Genomic DNA, 17,234 nt, shown 5'->3' on the forward strand with positions numbered 1-17,234 from the left:
AAGTTGAAGTTTACAAGGTTTAATTATATCATAATGGCATACTATTTACAGATTTTAGCGATAGTGCTGAACCTGTCATATGTGCCTAATATAACACAAGAGGAGCCCTATTTATGCTTCGTAAATATCAAAGTAACAGAACAACTAAGACACTTATTCAACGTATCTTCCCGGCATTACTGCTGGCGCTATGTCTTGCTGCCTCACCATTTGCAGCTGTTCAGGCCTATGCGGCAACATCGGCGCAATCTCACATTGATGCAGTGCTTCTTATCGATGTAAGTAACTCCATGAAGACTAGTGACAAGAACAAAGTCGCGAGCGAAGCGATGAAAATGTTCATAGATATGCTATCTACTCAAGGTGATAAAGTAGGTATTGTTGCCTATACCGACAAAGTGCAGCGGGAGAAGGCCCTGCTGGAAATTAATTCAGAGGCAGATAAACAGGATTTAAAGGATTTTATTGATGGACTGGACCGTGGAGCTTATACCGACATTGCTGTCGGTGTAGAAGAAGCTGTGAAGGTGCTCCAGAATGGTAGCGATCCGAATCATGAGCCAATCATTGTAATGCTAGCTGATGGCAATAATGATTTCAACAAAACAACAGGCCGGACGCAAAGCGAATCGGATAAAGAACTGAACGCCGCTGTGGAGGTCGCCAAGAAGAATGGCTATCCCATTTATACGATTGGGCTTAATGCCGACGGCAAGCTGAATAAACAGAAACTCGCTGATCTGTCCACTGAGACAGGTGGTAAAGCATTTTCGACGGACTCCGCAGATGATCTTCCGCAAATACTTAGTGAAATTTTTGCTAGCCATCTGAAGCTAAAGGTAGTACCTGTGCAGTCGATCACTGCAAATGGGGATTATCAGGATGTGACCGTCAACGTGCCTAACGGCAGTGTTTTGGAAGCCAATATCTCAATTATGTCGTCACAGCCTGTGACCGCGAAGCTAACTGATCCTGCAGGAAATGCTGTCGCCATCCCGTCCAAGGATGTTGTGCTGTCGAAGTCTTCTACTTATAGCTTGATCAAGCTGTTGTCACCGCAGGAAGGAGATTGGAAGCTTCAGGTCAAAGGTGTGCCAAAGGATAAAATTGATATTAATCTAGTTTTTAACTACGATTTGGAGCTTAAGATCGATGCGTTGCCATCAGCAACCTATAAAAAAGGTGATAAAATTGATATTACCTCTCACCTGTTCAGCAATGGTACTCAGGTAACGCTCAGTAATTTGTATCAAGATATGAAGGCGGTACTGCTTGCTACAGATATCGATACAGGTGATGTACAGGAAATCGAACTGGATAACTCCGGGGATGTTTTTAAGGGTACCTTTGAGGTAAAAGAGAGCCATGACTATGAGCTGAAGGTTCGTGCAGAGGAAAGTAGTTTCTATCGTGAAAGTGCTCCTGTGAAGATCAGCGCGAAGTCAGGTGGCGCAGCTACTACTAGTCCATCAACAGGGACTGGCAAAGAAGAACCTCTGAAAGAAGCATCGTCTAATACCTTGTATTACATTATTGGTGGTATTCTTCTGGTGTTGGCAGCCGCTGCGGCATGGTATGTGCTGAATAAGAAATCGGCACGTGGTTTTGTTGGACAGCTGGTAATTGAGGTTAAAGACGGCAACACGGGTGAGAAGACCTACCCACAATATAAGAAACTTGCTGGCTTCAGAGGCAAGTTCACCCTTCATCAGCTGCTGCAATTAGCGCCTGAGCTGAAGGAAAGCGAGAGCATTATTTTCACACCAGCTAAGAATGACCGATTGCTGTTACGCAGTGGAGAAGGTGTTACTGTAGAGAGATCCGGACGTGCTGCGGATGCCTCGCGTGGTCTTGAGCTGAAGAGTGGTGACCGCGTTTCAGTGTCCCTGCACACGGTAGATAAGACGATTTATCTCGAATATTTAGTATAGAAGTGGTTTTGCAAGAAATCTGAAGTACAGCTTCCGCAAAACTTTTAGGAGGATAAAGCATATGAAACCAGTAGTAAGAGAGCATATACAGCAATTGGATGTATCATTAGGCGGCGGGATTGTCAGTGATAAGATCAGGGTGGATACGATTGATAATCCGATCCTGATTATTGGACTAGGCGGCACGGGCATTGATGCCCTGCTGCGACTTAAATATCAGATTAACCGCCGCTTTAAGCTGCCGGAAGATCCGATATCCAAGAAGAAGCGGGACAAGCCGGATAATGTGGAGTTTCTAGCCTTTGAGACGAATGAACAGGATCGCGGGAAGAAATACAAAGGGATTGGACTTGATCCACAGAATGAATTTGTATTGCTGGCGAATGCTGAAATCGGCGGATTGCTGCAGAACCGCAGTATCCTTGATTCGTACATCACGGATTGGCTGTCACCGGAGCTGAGCATCACAGATGGTATGAACGGTGCCGCTGGTGTGCGGCAGGCTGGACGCCTGCTCTTGTTCACCAAGATTAATCAGGTGGTAGGGGCGATTGATAAGAAGATCAAGACCTTATCTGTTGGCACGAACAAAAAGCTGATGGTCTTCCTTTTGACAGGTTTGTCAGGGGGGACAGGTAGTGGAGCGTTCCTTGATATTGCCTATATCGTACGCGGTATTATTGAACGTGATTATGGATCAGCCGGTATTGACCGTGTGAACACACTGGGTTATCTTTTTACACCGGACGTGAACCTGTCTAATAAAAGTCTAAGTGAGCATACGCGTGAATATATTCGCAAGAACGGTTATGCAGCGCTAAAAGAGCTGGATTACTGGATGAATGTGGACAGTCGCGGGGAGCGATTCCAGCAGCAATACGGTAATATTTTGACGGTGAATTCACCGCTGCCTCCGTTTAATCTATGCCATTTAATCTCTGCAACGAATACCGAAGGTAAGCTGCTTGAGAATGCGTATGATTACTGTATGAACGTAACGGCTGAGAACATCACGAACTTTATGGCAAGTGAAGAAAAGCAATCGGGTGAAGAATTCGCCATCCATGACTATATCAGTAATATCCGCACTAATATTGCGCAGATGAACAAGACTTATCCAGCTAACTATGAATACAACATTATCGGTGCCTCGTCTGCCGTGCTTCCGATTGAGGAAATGACGACTTATCTGGCCTTCCGCTTGTTTGATAAAATGGAAAAAATGTTCCAGCAGGCGCCTGGTCAAGAGGATGTTGAGAAATTCGCACGCAAGCTGGGGATAGATCTCGACAGCATGATTAAAACCTTTGAATCCCGTGTACCTGAGCCATTACCAGGGTTCGAAAATAGCGAACGCCTGAATCATGCCAATGTAGTTAAGAATCAAGTGGTAAGCATGGATACAGAGCTGGAGCAGAACTTCCTGGCTCGTGCCCGAGAAGAATATATCAAATCGAAAAAGCAGCTGCCTGGCGAAATTGTCGGACGTTTCAGTGAAGAGCTGGAGCGCATCTTCCTGCACCCAGAGCAAGGTCCGTTCTACGTTTCCCGCCTGCTGTACACCGAGAAGGGCTTCTGTATTTTGAAGCTGATTCAGTCTTATATTGAGGCTTTACGTGAAAGCTTGCTGCGTCTGCCAAGGGATATTGAGACGGCACAGGACAGTGCGGATGAGAAGCTAAGCGATGCTCGCAGTGCTTTTGTATCCAAAGAGAAGAAGAAAAATGCCTATATTGAGGCTAAAATCAATGAATATTGGCTCCATGCCGATGTAGAACGCACGGAACAAATGATTCAATTTTACGAGGACTTATATGAACTCTTAAATGAAGAGAATAGCCGGATTTACGGTGTGTTTACGGAGATTCTTAGTGCGCTTAGCTCGATTTTTGCCAAGAATGGGGACATCCTTATCAATGGTGAAGAGCAAGCAGATTATAAAGGCAACAAAACTTATTATTGGAACATTGTTAACGTGCCGGATATTTCGGCGACGATCTCCAAAATCATGGATCAGAAGGACGGCGACGACCTGATTCGCGACTTCACCCGTGAAATGCTGAAACATTCCGGACGCTGGGTTAAGGAACAGGAGATTGATATCGTTCGCTCGATTTCGGATTTCCTTAGCGATAAGTTCGGGGATCTGATCACCCGTTCGATGGAAGATTTCCTTGTGATGAAATTCGGCCATGAAGAGCCGCTGGATAAGTTCGTAGAGCGGATTATTGCCGGTAAATTGGACGAAGAGGCTGTGCCTACCTTCCACCTTAGCAACAGCTCGGGCAGCTTGCATTTCCCATCATGGGGTTTCGTTTCCGTACCTGTTAAAGCGCCTGGCATCCTGAAAGGGATTCGTAATTATCAGAATAATGCGCTTGGCAAATCACAATTTACAATCAAAGAAAGCCAAGTGAAAAACCGTATTTTCTGGCTTAACACACGTAACGGTGTGCCACTCTTCGTCTACACGCCGCTGCGGGTGTTTGAAGAGAACTATGAGCGGACCATTCTCGATAAGGAAGGGATCGGCCGCCATCTGGTGATGACGGATAAGAACAACTGGACGTATCTCCCTTCTCCGATTCCGGAAAAATCATGGGGTGACACTTACGTCAATTCTCGTGTACGTGATTATAACGCACGTGTGCGTGCAGACTTTGCAAAGGCGTTGGCAAGCGGAGTGATCATCGAAAAAGGTGTAGACGAGAACACAAGCAACAGATACTCTGTTGTGTTTACGAAACCATTTGATATGGATGCTCTATTGAGTGGATTTGATATGCAGTTAAATTCTTCGCGTCCGAATCTCGGAGAAGTGAAGAAGGCGGCTGATGAACTAAAGAATCTGCGCGAGAAGGGCTTGGAGCGCGAAGGCATTAAAGATATTTTTGGCAGCATCAATAAAGAAATGGCACAGGAGAATCTAATTCGTTCACCACAGCTGATTTCTCGTGTTCGTATTGAGCTAGCTAAATATGCTGAGCTGACTGCAAAAGCAACGGAGCTTGAAGGGCTGCTCCATCAATATCTGGACGAAGACAAGTGGATGGACCAATTCATCGAAGCGTTGTACACGGACAGCATTATCAAGAAAGGCGCACTCTACGTTTATGACCGTGATGAAGAAGAGGAAGCTTGGGAGCCGTTTGCCAACTTGATGAAAGAACGTAGCTACGTGGAATATGCCGTGTACCGTCATTTCCGGGAGCTGGATGAGAAGAGCCGCAGCGTTCTGCTGCGTAAGGCAGCTCGCCGTGCGAGTGAAATGACTGCCGCTGAAGACGTAACCCCATTGCTCTATAAGCTGGAAGGTCTTTATGTATCCTTCCTTGAAGCACGCGACAGCTTGGAGTATGAACGGGTAGAGTATGAGAGCGGCGATGAGATGTATAGTTTCTACAAGAGTATGACTAACAAACTCGGCAGCATCCGCAGAAAGTTGAAATAGGCCAATGATCAAAACACTGGCAATATCCTATGGTGAACAATATGCGGTACAGGAAGAGGCACAGCGCAGTAAAGGGGATGGACGCAGCAGCATCCATTACCCAGCCCTGTTTCTGTTCGTAGGCGACAAGGTTGCTCCGGCCATCGGTCCGGTGCTGGATAGCTGCGAACGGAAATGGGATAACGCCGGCGGTGTTATGGCATTACATGCTGTGTCAGGCACGAAGAGTGAGGACACAGACAGAAGTAAGAGGGGCACTGATGCAGGAGGAAAAGACCGGGTACTGGCCATGGCCTTGCCGGATATGGCAGGGTCAGATCCGCGCAAGGTGCGTCATGAGCTTTACCGCAAGTTTCATGAGGATACACGTTATCTTGCTGAAATGAATAAAGTTATCCGGCGGCTGAGCAACAGTATAGCGGATTATGGACGTCTATATTCATCTTTTGACGTGATTCATCTCTCTATCATTACGCGGGTCGATGACCCGCTTAATGTGTTGTTGCCAGAAATTACACTGCTGGCTCGTGCAATACTCAGTCAGTCTTTTAAGTCGGTACAGACGGATCTCTACGCTCTAATTAATGAGCGGGAGCAAGGGGATAATTTTGGATATTCCAGCTCGGTAGGGCTGGCTTTTCTGCGTGAATTGGACAGAATGCAAGCTACGGACTATACCTTTAATGCGCCGCTGCTTGTAACCGAAGACGGACTGTCAATTCCAGTTGGCCATGGTCCTTCTGCATTATTTGACCTTGTGTACCTGCTCTCTGATAAGAATGAGCGCGGAATGATGTCTGCTCACGGCATGGATGATAACTACGAGATTATTTCCCATATCAGTTTACTCAAGAATCGTGTTCGCCCGACTTCTGATCAGGCAACCGGACACGGCGGGTATAACAATATGACCTTCAAAAGCGGGATTAGAGGCAGCACAGGAAGACAAGGCTACGCCTCTGCAGGCTTTTCTGGCGTAAGAAGGCCTAATGTCCAAATTGCCTTGGCCGTGCTGTATCACGCCTTCCGGCGTCTTGCAGCGGATATGCGTGAGGGTAGTCCATGGACTATGCGCGAGCGTCAATCTCTATTAGGGCTGGATCCTGATCGTTTACGGGAGCATAGGGCGCAGCTAGTCCCGGAGAAAGACGGCCTTAGTGAAATGACAGGGCTAATGAGCCATGGACGTCCGTCCTACAATGAGCTGAAGCAGCTGTCACTTCGTGAAGCTGAACAGCAGCTGTTCGGTGATGGGGGCGAAGCTTATTTCCGTAATAATTTTGTGGCAGAGTCTAACCGGAGAGTAGAAGGTATTCATCCACTTCGTGGATGGCGTACCCTATTGGCGGCACAGGAAACAGCTACACCAGCAGTAACATTCTATCAGCTTGCGGAGTGGACAGCTGATCGCGATGAGGGTGGCAGTGTGCTGCATGCTTTGCGTCAGCATATGACTGGATTGCGTTCAGCACTTGTCTCCGCGCAGGATGAGCTTGAGGATCTTTATGCGGAAAGTGTGGAGCGCCAACCGTTCCAGCGTGTGCCGCTTTTTGACAAACGAACGGTACGCAACTTCATTCATTACTTATTCTCTGCGGTATATGGCAAAAAATATGAGCTATTATGTATGGAAAGTGAGCTTGCGCTATGCAGTCGTTTGGAATCTGCGCTTGAGCAGCTTCACGTGGAATGTGTGGCTCGTGTGAAAGCTATGGAGACGCTCCAAGAAGACCTGCGTATTACTGTAATGGACAGCATTGGGCGAACGAATGAAACCACTGGCCAGAACGTGATGGAATACTACCGAGTTGTCACAGAAGAAGTAATGAAAGAGATCGAGACCCGGCGTGGGCCAGGGATATTCTTTAGTGACAAGTATATGGGTAGCATTTCTAAGCTGTTAGAGCAAGGCAAAGTAGCGGTAGCGGAGCGTTTGATTGCCATTTGTCAGCGGGAAATATTAACGGCAGATCCGTTTGCTCTATCTTTCGAAGAAGAGCTTTTGCGACGTGCAAATGTTGCGGCTGCTTATGAGAACCGTCAGGTTCTATCCAAGGAAGAGCTGTTCAAGCGTCTGTACCATAACCTGGAAGATAGCGCGACGATCAATGTTCGTCTGTTCGAATACACGCAAGAGCATCGTCATGAGGAAAAATATTTCTTCGGAGACAGTGCATCTGAATTCCTGCGCTATGCATTTGGTGTGGATGAGACGACTCGCATTTATCGCTTAGGCTTCGTGCATGAACAGCGCAGGAGCGGAGTGGAAAAATTAAATCTGATGGGTGGTTTCCATTTAGAGGACTTGCTCTATTACCGTAATGGGAAGGTTTATTATGAAACCTATGCTCAGAATGGCTATCAGCTTCATGGGGTGAGTGAAGAACAGCTTCCCGAGATGCGCTGATGGCGTAATAGGTGGGTACCCTCACTTTGAGCCTCTTTATTGCACTTTGTGCAATAGAATCAACGGAAATAACCTTTAACTAGGGTTCTGTTGTATTTGATACATTAGATTTAAGCGGATTTCTGGAAGAGGGACATTTCTCCTTATTTCCAATGCACATTATGCAATAGAATAGAAATAGATGTTTCTTTTATTCCATTCTATTGCACAAAGTGCAATCTGGGGGATAATTACACATCCGGGCAGCCCGTTAATTTGGGCTACATAACCCCCGAACAATGTTAAGACCATAAGAGTACAATTCAGGTTTCTCCCGGAAAGGAAGTATAATGATGCAGAGAAAAATCAATCTGCTCCTGCTCTTCTTCAGTCTGATCGGCGGCGGGGTCGCCTTTCTTTTTGGCGAGTGGCTGCTAAGCTGGTACAACGATCTGCCTTCCATCTTACTCGTAGGCATTTATTTTGCCATAGTAGCACTCGGTATCGGCATCGGCTGCCTGCTAGCAGAAATGATCTCGCCACGGCTGAACGGAGCCTCATGGAAGCAGCGCTACCTAGGACTTTCCTGGAAGCTCCTGCCACTGATGATTGTCCTTGCACTTGGAGTTGGAGCATTAACAGAATTCGTTTATGAGCTGAATTTTGGCGGTGCTAAACCGGTTAAGAATGTTGTAATGGCTATTGATGACTCTGGCAGTATGGCGCAGAGTGATCCTGATAACAGCCGTTATTCAGCAGCTAAGGCGTTAATTGCGAGAATGGACAATGATAATCAGGTAGCGGTGGTGACCTTTAACCACGAAGCAGTAGTCGTCCAGCCGTTAACACCACTCTCGAATTCGCAGAATCGTGAGAAGGTGCTAACGTCCATTGATAATCTGAAGCCAACTGAGGGCGGCACGAACATTAGTGGTGCGATCTCGGAAGCACTTAAGGAGATAGACAGTGACGGCAGAAAAAATCAAGGCGCTATGGTCATTTTGCTGTCGGACGGAGTCAGTAATTTCGACACCTCACGAGAATTACAGACCTATATAGATCGTGGCATTGCCGTAAATACCATTGGCCTGGGGATGCAGGATCCTGCCGGTACCCAGTTGCTGCAGGATATTGCGAAACTAACGGGCGGTCACTACTATGATGTGACAGATACGGCTCTTTTGGGTGATGTATTCCAGCAAATCTATGATCGGTTGGGAGATCGAACATTGCTTACGGTGCGCAGTGATGCTACAGCAGATAGTCCATACTATGCTGCAGTTCGTATTTTGTCGCTGATGCTAATCGGTGCTGCACTTGGACTCGGTCTTGGTATTATGTTTGATAACCGTCATCTAGCAAAAAGCTTCGGGATTGGCGGCGTAATTTCAGGGTTGTTCGCAGGGCTTATTCTGGAATTTGGACTTAGCGGACATCATTTCACGGACGGACTTATTCGCCTTCTAGCTGTTCTTATATTGGCTGCAATCATCTCGTTATTTACAGGCGTCATTCCGGTAGGAGAAGGACGTATTTACCGTAATAGAAGAAACAATGCGGCGCCTACTCCACCGTCAGAAAGCTTTCCTGATCGACGGAGAAATCGGAACAGCAAAGGATTCTAGTAGTTGAAAGGGGCTTACAGTAATGAGGTACGCCGAGGATAATACTTCCGCTCTGGTAATAACGGATGTGACCTCTCAAGTGGATGACCGGTTCTGTACGCTGAGATGGCGCTGGCCGGACGGTGTGCAGGCGGTGTACATCCATAAGACCTCCGCAGAAGAGGCTTCTATTGGCACCGGGGATATTCCTCCGGCCGGAATGAAGCTCTATACTCGTGAGGAATACAAATCAAATAATGGATACCGTGATCGATTGGATGAGATCGGCCTAATCTCCTATACCATATACGCTCGCCTTGCTGATAACGGAGAGACGCTGCTGGTGAGGCAAAGTGATGGTGCGAACCGTATGGTGGTCAGTGCAGGCAAAGCCAGAATCTATTATTCCATTCAACAAAAAAGAGGATTATTCGGCAAACAAAAGACCGTACATATGGCGATTACGGCAGAAGTTCCAGTGGCTCGAGATGTCCTCTGTTATGTTAAGAAACGGGGAGGACATCCGGCAGGGAAAGAGGATGGTATTCTCTTTCCCTTTGTACAGGATTTCGCCCCTGGACGCAATGTACTCCCGCCGATTGAGATCGGTAAGGATGATTTTGTACGCATCTTTTTCACCGACGGTCCTAAGTATGGGCTTTATTACGATTTGGTGCCGGAGTAAAACCAGTCTATGCGTACAAGCGAGAGTTGGACATTGCCTGTCCATAGCAAGATACGCAGATACAACTTTTGGGAGGATGAGTAGATGTCTTTTTTTAGCCGTTTTATGAAAAAGAATCAGCCGGAGCCAAGGCCGCTTTTTTATGATATTGTGTGTCCGTATTGCTTCACTAAGTTCTCTCCGGAGGATGTAGTCTTCCGGGCTATGCATAGCCGAGAGGACGATGAGAATTACGCGCTGGGCGAAGATGATGCCTTGAATAAATACCGTGAGCGCTTTGGGCTTGATACGGTGGATGACATAGAAGCAATCATTAATCCGGCGGATATTCCGGAAGAATACCATCATTATACCGATCATGTGTTAACAGGGCTTACGGATCGTTATGGCGTGCTCACACGCAGACGGCTATGTCCATCCTGTCATAACGAGCTGCCTGTGACTGCAGGTAAGGTTCCGAGTAACATTATCTCGATTATCGGAGCTTCCCAAGTCGGGAAGTCGGTATACATGACCGCGCTGATTCATACCTTGCAGCATACGACAGCTGGTCATTTCGATGCCGCTTGTATGCCGCTCAACGCGGAGATTAGCCGTAAGTTCCGTACGCTCTATGAAGAACCGCTGTTTGAACGCGGGGATCTGCTAGCTTCCACACAGAAGGAGAAAATGCAGGAGCCGTTTATCTTTCAATTTGTTTTTAAGGATGAAGAAAAGCCGCCGCTGACACTTGTGTTCTTTGATGTAGCGGGTGAGGGCATGGTGGATCAGGATTATCTCGGACTACACGGTCAGCATATTAAGAACTCTGCCGGTATTCTGTTTATGGTCGATCCGCTGCAAATCCGTTCAATCCGTGAGAAGATTCATATTAACATCGGTGATCGCCCGGGCGAATGGGTCTCGCAATATGACGAGCCGCGTGATGTTGTGCTGACGATGTTCGGTGATTTTATCGCTTATCAGGAAAAGAGCAAAACTGACATTCCAACAGCAGTCGTTCTTGCGAAAAGTGATATGCTGCATTCGCTAAAGGATGAGGATGGCGATTACATCAAGTCCAACAGTAATGTGTTCAATAACTATGTCCATCGCAAAACATTGAATATGGATGAATTCCATAACATCGACGGAGAAATTCGCAGATTTATTGGTAAGGTGGACAGACCTTTTAAAGATACGATGGATGTGTACTTCTCGAATACGGGCTATTTTGCGGTTTCTGCGTTGGGCAGTAATCCTGTGAATCAGAAGATTGAGGGTGTAGTAAGCCCGATTCGCGTAGACGAGCCGTTTATTTGGCTGCTGCACAAGCTGAAGTATATTGAGGGGAGCGACGGCCCGTGAATGTTTTCTCAGGGTCTAAGATCGCCCAACAAATGTATACCCGCGAACGACGCGGATTGTTTCGTTCCACTGAAGGTTTTGATACAGTAGCGAAATCGGACAGCCTGGACAATAATTTTATCAAAAAAACATTACATCCCTTCTGCCTCTACGATGCACCGGCAGAGCTTACCGCGCGTGGAGAAAAGGATGAATCTGCATATCCTAGTGCGCTGCATCTGTTCCATGCGGAAAATGGTGACACGGTTATTGGAAAAAGTCATTATCAAGCGACGGATTTTACGGGCCAGCGGAGCGCCTTTTTTGCACATAACTTTGTAGTTCCGGCCTCACGTTCAGAGGAGATTGTTCAGAGCTACGGGGACTTTCTACATGCGGATTTCGCAAAAAGCTATGAAGGAGAGCTGGGCGGCACCTTGCCGGAGCTGTCAGCTATTCCAGTTATACGTACAGATCGTCGCCCTGATCCTATAGCGGGATTACGCTTGTTAGGGATTGATGAAGGGATATTTAAGGCATTGCTGCAAGCGGTGATGCTCTCTGTGGCAGGTAAGAAAAAAATCTATATCGCTCTAAATGTACCTATCACGGAGCTGTCTGCACGTGCGGTGGAGCTTACAGAAATTTTATATAGCGTGCTGCCATATGAATTCCGCCGCAGATTAGGCGTCATTACTTATGCTAATGAACCGCAAAGCCGTAAATATATTCATCTTAGTTTTGTGGAAAAAGGTTCGCTCCGTCCCGGTGATCGCAGCATCGAGAAGGACTTCACCTTCGATTTGGTTACAGGCCGGATGGGAAATGTAGATTTTGGCGAGTCCCGTCAGCCGTATGCTGATCTGGTTTGGAAGCTGTTACTTCTGAATCCGGGGGATCTCGACGATTTCGTAAGTTTTGCCGATCAGATCCTGCGTGGAGAAAGTCCTGAGCATAAACTATCGCTCGCTCTCTATAATGAGTTAGCCGTATTTTATGAGATTGAGCAGGGGAATGAGCACTTATATACAGAGAATAAGAGCGCGGTGCTGAGTGGTTTGCTCTCTTATCTTAAAGCTGAGGGTGCGATTCATTCCAGAATCCGACTGAATGATATTTTTTTGGAGCGGTTCGACAGAGAATTTGATTTAGTCCGGCAAAGGAATGTCCCGGATCCTGCAATTATGGAGTGCTTTAAGGATTATTTTATTCTCAAGGATCATAATTACAAAGCCAGAATCGTTGATTATTTCATTAATGGAATGCTTCATAGCGTGGAAGCGGGACGCAAAGATGTTCTTAATGAAGCTTACGGTATCATTGAGAGTAATGATGAGCTGAGTGTTGCTTTTTTCCAACGGGTAATGTCAGAATCGTATTTCCGTAAGCAGCTATTAGAGCCTTATATGGAATCAAGACTAGTTGCTGCATCTAAATCTGTGGACATTCTGAATTTTGTACTCCATTGGGGCCGTTTTCTACCAGCTGCGTTAGAGCAGCCTTTTGCTCAGGATGCAGTAAGGGATTACTTGCTAGAAAAGCTACAACTGGAGACTGATCCGGTTGCTGCGGTGGCGGAAATTCATGGCACTGTAGATAAAGCAGAGAAAGATCGACGTAGAGGGACAGGCGTATCTCCTAAAGTACTTTCGCTTATGCTGGAGCTTGCCGCGTCTGCTGATAGATTCTTGTTGAACCGCCTATCCCTTACTGAAATGACGCAGGAAGAGTTACTTGAGGTTGTTTTCTTACGTTATGGAAATGTTGTGGAGTGGCAGCCGCCACTAGATAGAATTAGCAAGCAGAAAGAAAATGCACTCCGCGCTGCGTATCGCTGGTTTGGTGAAGAGAAGCCGAATGAAGAGATTTTTGCAGGCTTATCTCCAAAGGAATTGGACGATGTACAGCTGCTCGGTCGCCGTTTACTGAAGGAAGCTAGAGTGCTAGAGCCTTTTGAACGTCTGCCTCTAGCTTTCTACTACACTAGTCAGCGCGAGGGTGGTCCGCTGGATTATGACGCACTCCTGGAATTAGTAAAGCATAAAGCCGGTACCGATAAGGATGTTATCTATCGATTCTTTGCATGGTCTCAAGGAAATTCTTTATTTACGATATCGAATAAAAAGCTTTATCCGGGTTATCGCCGGGCGATTCTGAAGTATTTCCAGAGCAGTGACCGCGAAGCCTTCAAGAATCGTGAGTTCCGTAAAAGCTATGTCGCTACAGCACGGCCTGCTCTTCAAAATGTGTACAATGAAGCTCGCGGTCAGCTTGCTTCCCCGCTGGCGCGCTGGATCAGCCGCAGTCGATTTCGACTCCTGATTTCCGGTTCCATCACGGGCATTCTGGTGATTGTCGCAATTATTGTATTCAGTATGCTGCGTCCGGAAGATCCAAAGACGGCTCTACCGGGGACAAGCCCTGAGCCGACAGCCGTTCAGAGTGCAGGCAATGAACTGCCTCCGGCTTCAGTATACTTGAAGGAGCAGAGTGTCGAAGGAGATAAGGGAAGCAGCATATTGGTGTTCACGTTTGCTAAAGCAGATGATTGTGTGCAATTTAATCCGACGGAGATTAGTCTGATGACTTCATCCAATGTGGTGGATAAGACCTTTAAGGTCGCTGCTAGCAATGGAACGTGTCCAGTTCCGTCAGCGGATGCCACAGGCACTGCTGTTGAACCGGCTGAAGATGCGGAGGCTACTAACGCAGGAGCCGATGCCTCGCCGTCTCCTACCCCGGGAGCCGATGCGGATAATAACACAGTTGGGTCATCCGCGACAGCTGTCACAGAAGGGGTACAGCCATCCTATCAGGTGGAGGTTACCTTAGAACCGGGAGCGACCATCGTAGAGAAAAGTATGATCAAGGCGGGAAGATTTACATTGATTGTAGATCCCGCTCCAAAGGATGCACTGGGTGTTAACCCAAGTGCTGAACCTTCGCCAACGGCAAGTCCGGAAGGAACAGCTGAATAAAGGAATTTCTGATCAGCAGAACGATGCCGAAAGGTTTGGTTCTGCTGTTCTTTTTTTGTTACTCAAACAAAGCTTCTCTATAGACATGCTATGTATTAATAGATATGATTATGAAAATAAGGTTATACCGCCCTTTATAGGGGCGGTCTTTATGTTGTGCGCTCTTATTTTATGTAGTATCCATTCCTTTATAGAAAGAGGTTGAACAATGAAGAAAGTAGTCACCTCCAAGTTTTTCGTACTTGGACTGGCCATATTCATGGTCATTTCAATTTTAGGAACATCCCTTGCTCCGGCAGGAACCATCTTTGCAGAGGCAGGTGTTAGCACCGGACTAGATGAATCTAACGATGCAGCTGCTCAGGCGGAGCGAATTAACGTTGCGGATGCGACCTATACAGCTGCAGAGTTTATTTTAAAGGGTGGCGTGCAGTCGGATTGGCAAGCGATTGGACTGGCTCAAGCGGGATACAAACTGCCTGCGAGTTATAGCCTATCCCTTGAGAAAAAGGTAAAGAATGCAGAGGGCAATTTCGCGAACGTAACGGATTATGCGAGAATTGTACTCGCAGTAAGAGCAATTGGTGCTGATCCTACCAACTTTGCTGGAAGCGGAACAACACCTGGCTATAACTTAATAGAGAAGATCTATAATCATGACAAAATCAGTGGACAGACACTTAATAATCCAGTATATGCTTTGCTCGCATTGGACTCTGGTAAATATAATATTCCATATAACGCGAAATGGACTGCGGATAAGCTCATTGCTGAAATTCTCTCCAAGCAAAATCAAGATGGTGGCTTTGCCTTAACGACAGGCGCGAGTGAGCCAGATATGACAGCGATAGCTTTAACCGCTCTAGCGGCGCATAAGCGTAATCCAGAAGCTTACACAGCAGGGCTACAAGCCGTATCTTGGCTATCTAATGCTCAGGATAGTCATGGAGGTTACGGAGATAGTGCTGAGAGCGCTGCACAAGCTATTCTAGGTCTCACATCCTTCGGTGTAGACCCAAGTGGATTAGAATATACCAAGAATAAAGTGAATCTGATGGGTAACCTGCTGAGCTACCGTCTAGCTGACGGAAGCTTCGCGCATAGCCGTGACGGAAGCAGTAATATTCTAGCTACAGAGCAGGGCCTTCAGGCGCTTGTAGCTTACAATCTACTCTATAAAGGCAGTAACAGTAAATTATACGATTTTTCTAAGTCATCCGTTCAGAATGCCTTAATCTATGCACCTGTTACTGTAGAGGGTCCTAAGAGTACTTTAGTACAGGGATATGGATATGCCAGTAACGTGCTTAGTGCACTAGAGAAGTTGGCTCTTCAGACGAACTTGCCGATCACGAATCCTTCCGGTGCATATGTCACTGGAATTGGAAACATTTCCGCTGGAAGCTACGGCGGCTATGACGGATGGATGTATGCCGTATCCCGTAACTCTCAATGGATCAACCCTGATGTTGGAATGAGTGATTTTGCGCTTAAAGATTCAGATCAGGTGCTGGTTTATTATGCTGGAGATGATACTAAACTTGTAGATTCGGTAACGGTGTCTAAACCAAGCCCTAAAGAGGGCGATTCTTTTACTGTAGTAGTGACTAGTAAGACATGGAAATGGGACGCTGTAACGAATACGTCCTCCCCGGTAACTGCCAAAGCTTCTGCCGTTCAGGTCCAAATTGGAAATCGCATCGTAACAACGAATGCTAAAGGCGAGGCGTTATTCTCAGGGAATGTTCCGGCAGGTGATTACAAGCTGACAGTAACAGGCTATCGTGAAGGAAAAGCACCATTGATAGCTAAATATACGCAAGATCTAAAGGTAATTCCTAAGAATGTAACGGCTTCACTTTCCGTGGAGGGTCCGCAAGGATTGATCGGTGAGGGGACTTTAAAGGCTTCCAATGCGCTTGAAGCTTTGCAGCAATTGGGGTTATCCAATGATTTTAAAGTAGATATCACGAAATCGTCGTATGGTAATTTTGTATCGGGCATTCATGGAGTTACTCAAGGCCTTTATGATGGCTGGTGGAGCTTCGTAGTATGGCGTAGCGGCGAATGGATCTATCCAAGTGTGGGTATGGATGCTTTTGAATTACAGGAATCGGACCGTGTTCTTGTATATTATGCCGGAGAAACCACACAGGTTGTTGATACTGCGGTTGTATCCTCTGTACAGCCGAAGCCGGGTGAAGCTTTCACAGTAACAGTTTCTCAGAAACAATGGGTGTGGAATAAGGATACCTTTACTTCCGATCCAGTGACTTCTCCAGCCGCTGGTGTGCAGGTCTTGATCGGTGATCAGAAGGCGATCACAAATGCTAAGGGGGTAGCTGCATTTGACCAAGGTCTACCAGCGAATACCTATACGATCATTGTTACCGGATATGTTAAGGATAGTGTGCCTAGTGTGGCGCGTTATACTCAGTCCCTAAACATTCCTTCAGATGTTATTGCTCCTGTTAAAGCTACGGCTACCATTTCAGTCGTTGGGGATAACAAGAAGGGGACGATTCTGAACAGTACAACAGTATCGCTAAAAGAAGGTGAAACAGCTTATAGCTTATTGATTAGTCAATTGGGCGATAAGGTAGTATCATCCGGAAACGCTGGAAGTAAATACGTGAAATCTATAAATGGTTTGTCCGAATTTGATGGCGGACCTAGCAGTGGATGGAAGTATAAGACGAATAGAGATGCTGATCCAAGTATCAGTGCGGACAGCTACATTTTAGAGAACGGTGATATATTATATTGGTACTATTCATTGGGTGAATAAGTACGATTGATTATTCGTTAGACGGACACTACGATTCGGAGTATTAGCGGATCGAGTGTCCGTTTTTCTTTTCATTCGTTGCATT

At 46.5% G+C, this 17,234-nt stretch carries 8 protein-coding genes; all 8 read left to right on the forward strand.

Annotation, left to right across the window (positions count from 1 at the left end):
• Positions 1–113 precede the first annotated feature (113 nt).
• The 8 genes from M2444_RS18735 to M2444_RS18770 all read left to right on the forward strand — a co-directional run bounded on the left by M2444_RS18735 (position 114) and on the right by M2444_RS18770 (position 17,149).
• Positions 114–1,931 (forward strand): vWA domain-containing protein, encoded by a 1,818-nt coding sequence (locus tag M2444_RS18735; RefSeq protein ID WP_094871502.1) that lies wholly within the window; start codon positions 114–116, stop codon positions 1,929–1,931.
• Between the two features lie 61 nt (positions 1,932–1,992).
• On the forward strand, positions 1,993–5,382 hold the full coding sequence (locus M2444_RS18740) for a tubulin-like doman-containing protein (protein WP_280787742.1): 3,390 nt from the start codon (positions 1,993–1,995) through the stop codon (positions 5,380–5,382).
• Between the two features lie 4 nt (positions 5,383–5,386).
• The gene (locus M2444_RS18745) at positions 5,387–7,789 is read left to right on the forward strand and encodes a transcription initiation factor TFIID (protein ID WP_280787743.1); all 2,403 of its coding nucleotides are present in this window, start codon (positions 5,387–5,389) and stop codon (positions 7,787–7,789) included.
• Between the two features lie 329 nt (positions 7,790–8,118).
• Positions 8,119–9,393 (forward strand): vWA domain-containing protein, encoded by a 1,275-nt coding sequence (locus tag M2444_RS18750; RefSeq protein ID WP_256989881.1) that lies wholly within the window; start codon positions 8,119–8,121, stop codon positions 9,391–9,393.
• A gap of 22 nt (positions 9,394–9,415) precedes the next feature.
• Positions 9,416–10,057, forward strand: a complete 642-nt coding sequence (locus tag M2444_RS18755) for a beta-mannanase (RefSeq protein ID WP_094871508.1) — start codon at positions 9,416–9,418, stop codon at positions 10,055–10,057.
• Between the two features lie 84 nt (positions 10,058–10,141).
• Positions 10,142–11,404 carry a TRAFAC clade GTPase domain-containing protein gene (locus M2444_RS18760; protein WP_042124368.1) on the forward strand — a complete coding sequence of 421 codons (1,263 nt, stop codon included), beginning with the start codon at positions 10,142–10,144 and terminating at the stop codon, positions 11,402–11,404.
• Positions 11,401–14,361: a GAP1-N2 domain-containing protein gene (locus M2444_RS18765; protein WP_280787744.1), complete on the forward strand. Its 2,961-nt coding sequence runs from the start codon at positions 11,401–11,403 to the stop codon at positions 14,359–14,361. The genes M2444_RS18760 and M2444_RS18765 overlap by 4 nt, the downstream gene beginning before the upstream one ends.
• 208 nt (positions 14,362–14,569) lie before the next feature.
• On the forward strand, positions 14,570–17,149 hold the full coding sequence (locus tag M2444_RS18770; protein WP_280787745.1) for a DUF4430 domain-containing protein: 2,580 nt from the start codon (positions 14,570–14,572) through the stop codon (positions 17,147–17,149).
• Positions 17,150–17,234 lie beyond the last annotated feature (85 nt).

The sequence above is a fragment of the Paenibacillus sp. PastF-3 genome, from assembly GCF_029893135.1.
In the GTDB taxonomy this organism is placed as follows: Bacteria; Bacillota; Bacilli; order Paenibacillales; family Paenibacillaceae; genus Paenibacillus_AQ; species Paenibacillus_AQ nitricinens.